Consider the following 11,335-nt stretch of genomic DNA (forward strand, 5'->3'; position numbering starts at 1 on the left):
CGCTGCGACTGCGCGCGACGTTGAGCGACGATGCGCCATGTCCTGTCTGCGGCGCGCGCGAACATCCCTTTTCCGAGACGAGCGACGCGGCGTCCGAATTGATCGAAGCCTTGCGCGCGCGGCGCGACGAGTCGCGGCGCACGCTCAGCGGATTGGACGAAGAGATTGTCGCGCTGAGCGCGCGTAAGGCTCAGGCGCAAGCGCTTCATGAAGACGCGTCGCGTCGCGCGGCCGAAGCGCAAGCGGGATGCGAACGCGCCGAGGCCGAATATGCGTCATTGCGGCGCGACGATCCTGCGCAAAGCACGGCGCCGGAGATGACGCCGCCGGCGTCAGTCAAATCAGCGTCGCCGCGGCTCGACGAAATGGCGAAAGACATTGCGGCCGCGCGCGACGTTCTCGCGCAAAAGCTTCTCGCCGCGCGCAGGCTGCGAGAGGAGAGAGATCGGCTGCGCGGCGAGCGCGATACGATTCGGATGGCGCTCGACGCGCGTCAGGACGAGCGTGCGGCGCTCGCTAAATCGCTGGAGGCGGGGCGCGAAGCGCGCGCGCGATTGGACGCGGAACGCGTCGGCTTCACCGAGCGTTTGGAGTCGCTCGATCGTTCGCTCGCGCCTTATCTGAAGATGTGTGACCTGTCGGCCGATGATCTCGATCGCGACGCCGCGTCGGCCCGAAGCCTGCTTGAGGCGGCGGGCCGGCGATATGAGGAAGCGAAGGCGCGGTCGGCCGCGCTTGGCGCCATGCACGGCGCGATCGGCCTGGCGGCGGAGCGTCTCGCCGCGGAAGCCGATGCCGCATCCGCCCGTGAGGCCGACGCCAAGACTGACCACGCGCAGCGCGCAGGAATTCTTGCCAGGGCGCGGGATGCGCGCGCGCGGCTTCTCGACGGAGAGGCGACATCCGCGCATCGCGCCCGTATCGAGGATCGTTACAGAATCGCGGTTCAAACGCGTGACGAAGCGCGCGAATGGCTCGGCGACGCCCAGCAGACGAAGGCCGCCTGTGACGCGCGGCGTTCCGACCATGCGCGTGCGGAACAGCTTGCGGCCGCCGGCGTCACACAAGCGCGTGCGGCTTTCGCCGCAGCGCTCGACGCCGCCGCCTGCGATGAGGCGACGGTCGCGCGGCTGCTCGCGACGTCGGGCGAAGAACAAGCGGAATTGCGGCGCTCCGTCGAGTCCGCGGAGGCGGGGCGCGCCATGGCCGAGGCCGCCGTCTTGGCGCGGCAGGTCGACGTCGATGACGCTCGGAGCGCCGCTCCCGGGGAAACGTCGCGTGAGGAGCTCGCCGCCCGGGAGAAGGATGTCGCGGGCCGCCTCGATGAATTGTCGGCGCGGCTCGGCGCGTTGCGCGAGCGCTGCGCGACAGACGATGCGGCGCGGGAACGCGCCACGGCGCTCGGCGCGGAACTCGAAACGGCGCGCGCCAACGCCAGGCTCTGGAGCGAAATCAGCGAAGCGATCGGCTCGGCGAGCGGCGACAAATTCCGCCGTTTCGCCCAGGCCGCCACTCTGGAGCATCTGGTCGCGCTCGCCAATCAGCGTCTGGCGCTGCTGGCGCCGCGGTACGCGTTGGAGCGTTCGGGCGAGGCCGGGTCGCTCGGCCTCCAGATCGTGGATCGGGACCTTGGCGATGAACGCCGTTCAACGCGTTCGCTGTCCGGGGGCGAACGTTTTCTCGCGTCGCTGGCGCTCGCCTTGGCGCTTTCCGGCCTCGAAGGGCGCAACTCCTTCGTCGACACGCTTTTCATCGACGAAGGATTCGGGGCGCTCGATTCGGCCACGCTCGATGTCGCCATCGACGCGTTGGAGACGTTGCAGGCGCAGGGGAGGCGGGTCGGCGTGATCAGCCATGTCGATTCGCTGCAGCAGCGGATCGCGACGAAGATCTGCGTCGAGCGCCGCGGCGGCGGCGTCAGCGTCGTCAGGCTGCGCGCGCCCGGCTGCGCCTGAATTTCGGTCAACGCCAGGCTGGCTGCGGCGGCCTGAGCGGCGGCGCAAATGCCGTGACCCGTACGGCGACGTGTCGGGAAAAAAGTGATCTGCTGTGGCCATAAAGCCACAAAAAACAATGCTCAACCTTCCGCAACTGTGGCGTTGGCGCCACACATCGCGTCCCTTGCGGCGTCACATTTCAACTACGGCAAAGTTTGTCACCGGCCTGTCATCCAGCCTTGGCTTCACTGGCGCCCGAAAGTTAACCAGGGGAAAAAACCAATGAAACTTGGAGTTGGACAACGCGCGCTCGCCATCGCGGCGTTCGGCTTTTGTGCTGCAGCCTCGGCCGCTCCGGCCGCTGCCGACACCGCATCCGAAATCCGCGAACTGAAGGCGCGGCTGAAGCAGCTCGAGTCGCAGGTCGCCAAGCAGCAGGCGGCCACTCGGCATGCGACCAACATCGCCAACGCCGCCAGCGCCGCAATTGCAAAAGGACCGCCCGGTCCGCCGCCGCCGCCGCCGGTTTTCGTCAGCTTCAAGAACGGCCTGTTCGTCGAGACCGAAGACAAGGCCTTCTCGATCCATGTCGGCGGCCGTGTGCACGCCGACGGCGGCTGGCAGAGCGATCCGGGCAGCGGAGACGCGAGCAATGTGCTGCTGCGCCGCGCCCGTCTCGACATCGCCGGCAAAGCCTTCAAATATTGGTATTATCGGACGCAGTTCGAATTCGGCGGAAGCAGCGGCAGCGGAAGCTCCGCCAACGTTCGCGACGCCTGGCTGGCGTTCAAATACCCGCTGCTGACCACCATCGGACTTCCCTACGACTATCCCGTCGTCATCCAGCTGGCCAACCAGTTGCGGCCTCTGGGCCTCGAGGCGATGAGCACTTCGAACTCCGGCATCACCTTCATCGAGCGCTCGATGATGTCGGACGCCTTCAACACGCCAAGGCGACATCTTGGCGCGTCGATCGCCTCCGGCGATCACAACTGGGGCGTCAAGGCCGGCATCTACAGCACCAGCCCGCAAGACAGCGCCATTCGTCCGTTCAACAATCGTCTCGGCCAGTATTGGGAGGTCGACGGACGCGCGGTGTTCCTGCCGATTCGCACCGAAGAGGATCTGATCCATATCGGCGCCACGGGGCGTTATTATCAAAACAATGGCGCGAGCGGCGCGACGAATGATGAATTGCGTGTTGGACGCGGCGTGCGCAACGAAGCCAATGCGTTGAACACGCGCCTGCTCGAGACTCCGGATATGTCGTGCAACCCGGGCGGTCCGTTCAATCTCTTCGGCTCGGTGTGGGCGGCTAACCCAGCCTTCGGCGGCTCGCTTGTTCAGAACGGCTGTCTGAAAAACTCCACCCAGTTCAACGTCGAATTCGTGGGCGTCCACGGCCCCTTCAGCATTCAGGCCGAATATTCTCAGCAATACTACAACCGCAACTCCTACAACTCGGCCGGGTTGCTGATTACCCCCTCCGCACTGACGGGCGTGCCCGCGCTTCAGGCGGCGCGGCTGGCTGCGGGACAGGGGCTCCAAAGCTCCTCAGCGTTCGACGGCTTTTATGTGCAGGCTCAGCTGTTCCTGACTGGCGAAACGCGCATCACGGCCTATACGGACATCAGCCACAACATCAACACGCCCTACACCTTCTCGACGCAGCCCAAGATCCTCAATCCGATCAGCAAGGGCGGCTACGGGGCCTGGGAAGTCGCGGCGCGTTGGAGTTCGATCAATCTTGATAACGGCTCGCAAGGCAGCTGGAGTTATCTCCCGGCCTATGGCGCGCTCGGCCTCGTTCCCGGCACCACCCCCGCGGCTCTGTTCCCGGCCGTTCTCGCCGCGAATTCGGTCGGAGTCACCGGCGGACGGGTCAACAAGATCACGTTGGGCCTGAACTGGTATCCGGAAAAGGGCTACCGCTTCCTGTTCAACTACGGCCGCGTCCTGGACAATGTCGCGCCGTTTAACCAGCCCTGGCTCGCCAGCAACAACACCAACTCGTTCCTCACCCGCGCCGAAGTGTGGTGGTGACGCTCTCTCCTGTCTGAGTCCCAAGCTCCTGTCTGAGTCCCAAGCGCTCCCGCCGGGTTTTCCCGGCGGGATTTTTGTTTCCGCCAATTTGTTTTGTCGAAATGCGAAAGATTTTCCTACTTGGGCCGACTTCGGCGACTGGCGCCTACTCGTGCCACATGCGGATCAGATCGCCGATGACTTTGAGCTGCAGATCGGCGACGGCGTCATGTCCGTTCTTTTCCATATAGGCGCCGAGAACGGCGTTGAGGTCGCGTAGAACTTTCCGTCGGCCTTGGTCGCGGATGCGACTCTTGATCCAGCCGACGCAGGCGAGGCGGCTGCCGCGCGTCACTTTGGCGACGCGATGGGTCAATCCGGTCGAATAGACGAAGAGGCTGCCGATCTTCGGTTTGACCTTGATCAGCCCGTGTTCCTGCTCGAGCACGAGTTCGCCGCCGTCATAATTGCTGTGGTCCTCCAGAAACAGAGTGAAGGACAGATCGCAGCGCACGCCTTCCATGATCGGCGAATCGGAATGATTGCCGTATTCCATTCCCTCATCGTAGCGATTGATCATCACGCCGGCGAGCTTCTCAGGCATGGCGAAGAGATCGACTCCTGGATGGGCCAGGATGAGCGACCTGATTTCGTCCAGGACTTTGCCTGCTTTGCGTTCATCGAGCTGCAAATTCTTCTTGACGGTCGCGGCCATGCCGCCGGCCGTCGAGGATCCAGAAACGAAGGATGCGTTGAGAATGCGCTGGCGGAAACGCGCGCATTGGTCGTCGTCCAGAAAGTCGTCGATGAGCAGCACGTTGGCGCCCTTCTGCAGTGCCTTAAAGACACATCCCCTCGACATCCAACGACGAGACGCCGTTGCAACGATGCGGGGAGATGAACGCGTCACTATACGCGGCGGCATGGCCGGAGTGTGCAGCCGGTCCGCCTCCTTATATCAAAGAGCAAACCCGGTCGTGTGAAGCAGCGCAAGAATCGAAGGCGAGACGTCGTCGCGTCAGGTCGGCGAATGACGGAAAAGGAACGGCCCGGACGTCGGGCGCGTTCCTTTTCTCATCCGCCTTCAATTCGAGGCTGCTGATTTAGCTTCGGTCCCGATCTTTCGCTCACGGGAGCGCTCGCAGGCTTCGATCCGGCGAGCGGCTGATCGACGAGGGTTGTTTCAGCCCCGTTCAGCCAAGTCCGCCACCACGCCCCTTTGGCGATAGGCTTTGCGCCCGTTTTACAGCGGTGGACGGCGGGCAAATCCACGGCCGGCAGGTGAGAAGCCTGCAACTGTTTCGGTCGCTTCGCGAACCCTTCTCTGCACTCGACCCGCCAAGGGGGAAGGCGGGCGTTCGTCTGCTGGGCGACGAGCGGCGTCGCGCGCTTCACCCGGGCGGATAGTTGCAGGCATATGTTGCTGCGGTATTTCTAAACAGTATAAATATGTTTCTAGATTATTGATGTACGTATAAATTGGAACTCAATATTTACGTGCTGTTTCTGACTTAGTACTTATTTGTGCTTGGCGGCGCACTGACACAAAAGGTTTAAACGGACGTGTCCATGTTATGCGAGCAGAACTATGTATTATGAGATAATATAAGATATATAATTGATAGTATGATATTTAGTACTGTTTATATGCGCAGTAAGCGTGTTGTACGTTAGCAACAGGCTTGTAAATAGGTGGTTCTGAGCGTTGAAGTACTATGTTGCTACTTAATTTGTCACCGATCTGTCATTCGCCAAAGGCCATAAGTCACGCGCTGTTTTTCTAAATGAACCAAGCGCGAGGCTGGGACATGGCTACTACTCGGACCAATCAATCACTCGCTCTGGCGACGGTGGGGGCGGCGTTGCTCTCAACGACCGCCGCCAGCGCGACCGACGGCGCAACTGATGCGCGACTGCGTATGCTGGAGGCGGAGATCGCCAGGCTTCGTCCTCTGGAGGCGGAGGTCGCGAAGCTTCGTCGCGAGGCGCACGGCGCGAAAGCGCAGGCGAAAAGCGCGACCAACATTGCGAACGCCGCCACCGCCGCGGTCGCAAAAGGGCCGCCCGGGCCGCCGCCGCCGCCGCCGGTTTTCGTCAGCTTCAGGAACGGCTTGTTCGTGGAGACCGAGGATAAGGCCTATAGTTTCAAAGTCGGCGGGCGCATTCAGATCGACGGCGGCGGCATCACCAATCCGATCGGCGTGCCGACGAACTACGGCTATTCGGGCTATACGAGCTTCCGCCGCGTCCGTCTCGAGGTTGAAGGCGTGGCGGCGAAGATCTGGTTCTATAAGCTCCAATACGACTTCACGGGCTCGGGACTGGGCGGCATCCGCGACGCTTATATCGGCCTGAAGGTTCCCGGCACCGAAACGCCCTATTCCAACGGTCCCGTCTGGGTCCAGGTCGGTTCGATCTATGAGCCCTTCAGCCTGGAGGCGCTCAATTCGTCGAAATTCACCGACTTCATCGAACGCCCGATGGCGGCCGAAGGCTTTGCGCCCTTCCGTCATGTCGGCGCGACGGTCGCCGCTCACGGCGACAATTGGACGGCGAAGGGCGGCATCTTCTCGACGAGCTTCGAGGACGCTTCCTTCAACCCCAGCTTAGTCAGCGCGCCGGCGACCTACTGGGCGCCGGTGGCGCGCGGCGGCGGCCAGTATTTCGATGTGACCGGCCGTTTGACCTATGCGCCGATCAAGACCGATCATGAGCTTCTGCATCTCGGCGTCGCCGGCCGTTATCACCAGCCGAACAACGCTACGGGAGTCAGCGACGATCGTATGCTGCGCGTCGGCAACCGCCTGCGCTCCGAGGCCAATATCCTCGGCATGCAGACGCTCGGAACGCCAGACCTTTCCTGCAGCACGATCACAATCCCGGGTTCGTTCAACGGGACCAATCTGTCGACGGGCGGCGTGACCGGACAATGCGTCAACAACGAAGTTCAATATGGCTTCGAACTGGCCGGCGCGTGGGGGCCGCTGTCGTTCCAGACCGAATATATCGGCATGCAGGTGAACCGTAACTCCGGCAAAATGATGCAGTCGGCGCTCCTTGGCAACTTCACGCCGGGCGGCTCTTCGGCCTTCTTCAACGGCTTTTATGCTTATGGCCAGTGGTATGTCACGGGCGAGGAGCGCGCCGAGGCGTACAGCGTCAAAGACAAGAATGGCGCGTCCTTCGAGCAGGTCAAAATTCTCAATCCCCTGAGCAAGGGCGGCACCGGCGCCGTCAGTCTCGTCGCCCGCTACAGCTCGATCAACCTCAACAGCGGCCGCTGGTCGGGGTCGGGCCTCTTCAACATGCTGACCTATAGTCAGTTCATCTTGGGGAACAACACGGCCACGGGGCTGATCGCCAATCAGGCGGGCGTCGCCGGCGGCCGCCAGGAAAATACGACCCTGGGCCTCAACTGGTATCCGGATAACGGCTTCCACTTCCAGGCGAACTGGACGCATGTGTTGCACTGGAACGCGCCGCTGGGCGCAAGCTCCGCGGCGACCTTTGCCCTGCCGGCGGGCCTCGCGGCTCTTCAGGGCAGGTATCAGAGCCAGTCGCATCCGGATCTGTTTGAAGTTCGCGCTCAAATCTACTGGTAAGCGCCGCTTCTGAAGCTTCTTTCGCCCGCCGGCATTAAGCCCGGCGGGCCTTTCTTTTGCTGATGAAGCTGGCGCCCTTGATCGACGTCCCGCGGGCGGCCGGCGCCCGGCTCCCGATCAGCTCGGCCAAGCGGGCAGGGCTGTCACTAATAGTTCATTAAGGTTAACGCCGCACCCTGTCGGCTGAGCGCAAAAGGAATCACGGGGCGGAACTTGGCGATTTGGCGGGGGAAGGAAGCACTCGCCATCGTGACGGCGGGGGCGTTGTTCTCGTCAGGCGCCGGCGCGTCCGAGAGCGCGATCGAGGCGCGGTTGCGCATGCTGGAGGCGGAGATCGCCCGGCTTCGTCCGCTGGAAGCCGAGGTCGCCAAACTTCGTCGGGAGGCGCGCGAAACGAAATCGCAGCTGCGAAGCTCGAACGCGATGATCCGTTCGCGGCAGGGCGCGACGAGTATCGCCAACGCCGCGGCGACCAAGGGGTCGTCCGATACGCCGCCGCGCCCGCCGGTGTTCGTCAGCTTCAAGAACGGCCTCTTCGTCGAGACCGAAGACAAGGCCTACAGCTTCAAGGTCGGCGGCCGCATCTTTCTCGACGGCGGCGGCATTGCTCTGCCGCTGAACGGTTTCGACAATCAGGTCGGCGGCCGTCAGCTGCGTCTCGAGGTCGAAGGCAAGGCCGCGAAAATCTATTTCTACAAACTGCAATACGACTTCACCGGAACCTCCCAGATCACCGGCAACAATCACGTGTACGGCGGCATTCGCGACGCCTATTTCGGCGTCCAAAGCCCGCTGTTCGCGCTGCCCTTCGCCAAGGATCCGGCCTACATCATGGTAGGCAGCATGTTCGAGCCGTTCAGCATGCAGGCGGTCACGTCCTCGAAATATCGCGACTTCATCGAACGGTCGCTCGCCGTCGACACGTTCCAGCCGGATCGTCATATCGGACTCGCAATGGGCGCTTACGGCGACGACTGGAGCTTCAAGGGCGGCATATTCAGCACGAGTTTCGGCGATGCGAATCTGAACCCGGCGCGCGGCTATCCGGCCACCTGGGGGATTCCGCGGCTTTATGTCCCCAACGCGGGCGGCGGCGGGCCGTTCCCGTCCGACCCCAGCTGGTGGCGCGCGACCGGCGGCGGCCAGTATTTCGACCTCACGGGCCGATTGACCTATGCGCCGATCCGCAACGAACATGACATCCTTCATGTTGGCGCGTCCGGCCGTTATCACCGGCCAAACGACTCCACCGCGGTCAATGACGATCGCGTTCTTGCGCTGGGCAATCGCATCCGATCGGAGGCCAATATCCTCGGCCAGGGGCTGATCGGCACGCCGGATCTGTCTTGCGGCACAATTGTCGGACCCATCCCCCAAAGCGTCTTCAACAGCTCCGCCTTCGCGGGCAAATGCACGAAGAATGTTCAGTCCTTCGGGATTGAACTGGCGGCGTCACACGGGCCGTTCAGCATTCAGGCGGAATATTTCGGCGCGTTTTACAACCGCGATCAAAACGCGATCAACCGCGCGACCTATCTGACGGCGGCTTCGGCGGCGACCGGCCTCATTCCGGTGAACGGCTCGCAGGTTCCCTTCAATCCGGGCGGACGGTCGGCCTATTTCGACGGCTATTACATCCAGGGCCTCTATTGGATCACGGGCGAGGAACGCGCGCAGTCCTATGACGTCCATGACAAGAACGGCGCGACCTTTGGTCAGCTCAAAATCAAAAATCCGCTCAGCGCCGGCGGGTGGGGCGCGTGGGGGCTGGCGGCCCGGTTCAGCTCGGTGGATCTCAATAACGGACCCTATAACGGCAACAATCTCTATAATCTGCTCGCGCTGACGACTTTCGTCGCGCCGAACCCGTTCGCGCGGACATATATCGCCAACGCCGGGATCAACGGCGGCCGCCAGCAGGATCTGACGATCGGCCTAAACTGGTATCCGGACGTGGGCTTCGCGTTCCAGGCGAACTGGACGCGCGTGATGAACATCGTTGCGCCTTTGAATCTGTATAACGGCGGCCAGTTCCCCACGCTTCTCGGCGCCAATTACACCGGCGCGCATCCCAATCTGTTTGAGGTTCGCGCCAAGGTCTATTGGTAGGCTTGGTCGCGTCGGGGGCTCCGGCCGAGGTCGGGGCCGACGGCGTTTTCCTTGCGCTTTCAGAGATGATAAGGTCCTGGACGACTGCAATCCGCCTGAAGGGAGCGTTCGAGTTCGGCCCATGAGGACGCTCGCGAAAACGCTCAGACGCCTGGTCGGGCGTCCGTTTCCCCGGCGCTACGGTTTGAGAACGCGCATGAACCGCTATGATCGCCAGCCTCAGCCTGCCGATGAGGCCGTCGTCGAATATCTCGACGGCGAATATCGCGTGCGCAAGCCGGGCGCTTATGTCCGCTGCGCCGTCACCGGAGAGCCGATTCCGCTCGAGGATCTGCGCTACTGGAACGTCGATCTGCAGGAGGCGTATAGCGGACCGCACGCCAAGCTGATGCGTCTTGGCGTCAAGAAGCCCGACTAATCCGCGGCTCGGCGCGCGTCACTGCGCGCCTCACGGAGTCTGCGAAGCGCTTCGTCGAGGATGGCGGCGTCTTCGAACTGCAAATTGACGGGCAGCGTATCGACGCCGAGCGTCGCAAGCTGATCGCCCATTCGGGCCGCGTCTTTCTCCGTCGTGACGAGTCGGGCGCCATGAAGCTGGCGCAGCTTCGCGAGCGTCGCATAATCCTTTTGCGTGAAACGATGGTGGTCGCCGTACGAGACTCGCGCCGCGATTTCGGCGCCGCACGCCTCCAAAGACCGAAAGAATTTTTCCGGCCGGCCGATCGCCGCGAAGGCGACGACGCGCGCGCCCTTCAGCGCCTTGGCGGCTTCGGCGTTGGGCGCGAAATACGCTGAGACAATGGGCGTATTCGCGCCTGCGGCGATGGCGCGTCCTGGATCTCCATCGCCGATGACGACCAGCATGTCCGCCGCCGCAAGCTGCGCGTCGAGCGGCGCGCGCAAAGGTCCGGCAGGGAGGCAGCGGCCGTTGCCCGCGCCATAGTCCGCGTCGACGGCGACGACCGTCAGGTCGGGGGCGATGCGCCGGCTGTGAAAACCATCGTCGAGAACGATGACCGTCGCGCCGAGACGCTGCGCCAGAGCTGCGCTGGCGATGCGGTCGGCGCCTGCGATCGTCGGCGCGGCCCGCGCGAGCAGCAGCGCTTCGTCGCCGACGTCGTCGGCGCTGTGACGGTTGACGTCGACGATCGCGGCGGACGCTCCGCTGCGCTTGCTTCCATAGCCGCGCGTGAGCAGGACCGGAGTTTCGCCGGCCGCCGCGAGACGCTGCGCGAGCGCGATGGCGAGAGGCGTCTTGCCGTCGCCGCCCGCCGTCAATCCGCCGACAACGACGGTCGGCGCAGCTGCGCGCGGCGCATCGTGAAGAAGCCGCTTGCGGGCGGCGCGCCCATAGAGCGCCGCAAGCGGCGAGAGGAGTCGCGCCGTCGCGCAATCGTCACGCCAGAAGCCGGGTGCATGCATCTAGCGCGCGTCGGTGGCGGACGCGGCGCTCATTGCTGAGCGACGGCCATCTGCGCGAGATAGGGCTCGACCGCCGTCATGATGCCTCGCGAGGCGCCGCCCAACCGCTCGACGGTTTCCGCCGCGGCGCGCCCCTTCTTGCGCATGCGCGCGGGTTCGGTGAGCCGATAATGCGCGGCCCGCGCCACAGAGGCGGCGTCGGTCACGCGCGCGGCTGCTTTCGCTGCGGCCAGCTCGCCGTAG

General features: G+C 63.4%; 7 protein-coding genes and 1 pseudogene. 5 read left to right on the forward strand and 3 right to left on the reverse strand.

Annotated features, from left to right (window positions below; genetic code table 11):
- Both AB7F41_RS16270 and AB7F41_RS16275 read left to right on the forward strand, forming a co-directional pair.
- On the forward strand, positions 1-1,955 hold a 1,955-nt coding region (locus tag AB7F41_RS16270), incomplete at its 5' end, for an SbcC/MukB-like Walker B domain-containing protein (RefSeq protein ID WP_428406693.1).
- A 264-nt stretch (positions 1,956-2,219) separates the two neighbouring features.
- Positions 2,220-3,980 carry an OprO/OprP family phosphate-selective porin gene (locus AB7F41_RS16275; RefSeq protein WP_428381548.1) on the forward strand — a complete coding sequence of 587 codons (1,761 nt, stop codon included), beginning with the start codon at positions 2,220-2,222 and terminating at the stop codon, positions 3,978-3,980.
- A 145-nt stretch (positions 3,981-4,125) separates the two neighbouring features.
- On the opposite strand, the gene AB7F41_RS16280 is transcribed toward AB7F41_RS16275, so the two are convergent.
- A complete protein-coding gene (locus AB7F41_RS16280) occupies positions 4,126-4,821 on the reverse strand; it encodes a Fe2+-dependent dioxygenase (protein ID WP_428406694.1) in 696 nt (231 codons plus the stop codon).
- 946 nt (positions 4,822-5,767) lie between these two features.
- On the opposite strand from AB7F41_RS16280, the gene AB7F41_RS16285 reads away from it, so the two are divergent.
- The 3 genes from AB7F41_RS16285 to AB7F41_RS16295 all read left to right on the forward strand — a co-directional run bounded on the left by AB7F41_RS16285 (position 5,768) and on the right by AB7F41_RS16295 (position 10,088).
- Positions 5,768-7,561: a porin gene (locus tag AB7F41_RS16285; RefSeq protein WP_428381551.1), complete on the forward strand. Its 1,794-nt coding sequence runs from the start codon at positions 5,768-5,770 to the stop codon at positions 7,559-7,561.
- 213 nt (positions 7,562-7,774) lie between these two features.
- Positions 7,775-9,670 (forward strand): porin, encoded by a 1,896-nt coding sequence (locus AB7F41_RS16290; protein WP_428381553.1) that lies wholly within the window; start codon positions 7,775-7,777, stop codon positions 9,668-9,670.
- 196 nt (positions 9,671-9,866) lie between these two features.
- The gene (locus tag AB7F41_RS16295) at positions 9,867-10,088 is read left to right on the forward strand and encodes a DUF2093 domain-containing protein (RefSeq protein WP_428381555.1); all 222 of its coding nucleotides are present in this window, start codon (positions 9,867-9,869) and stop codon (positions 10,086-10,088) included.
- On the opposite strand, the gene lpxK is transcribed toward AB7F41_RS16295, so the two are convergent.
- Together lpxK and AB7F41_RS16305 are read right to left on the reverse strand one after the other, a co-directional pair.
- A complete protein-coding gene (gene lpxK / locus AB7F41_RS16300; protein ID WP_428381557.1) occupies positions 10,085-11,092 on the reverse strand; it encodes a tetraacyldisaccharide 4'-kinase in 1,008 nt (335 codons plus the stop codon). The two genes, AB7F41_RS16295 and lpxK, sit on opposite strands and share 4 nt — an antisense overlap.
- A 29-nt stretch (positions 11,093-11,121) precedes the next feature.
- Positions 11,122-11,335: pseudogene (locus AB7F41_RS16305) on the reverse strand (3-deoxy-D-manno-octulosonic acid transferase); the annotation flags it as partial.

It is taken from the genome of Methylocystis sp., assembly GCF_050251305.1.
Classification (GTDB): domain Bacteria; phylum Pseudomonadota; class Alphaproteobacteria; order Rhizobiales; family Beijerinckiaceae; genus Methylocystis.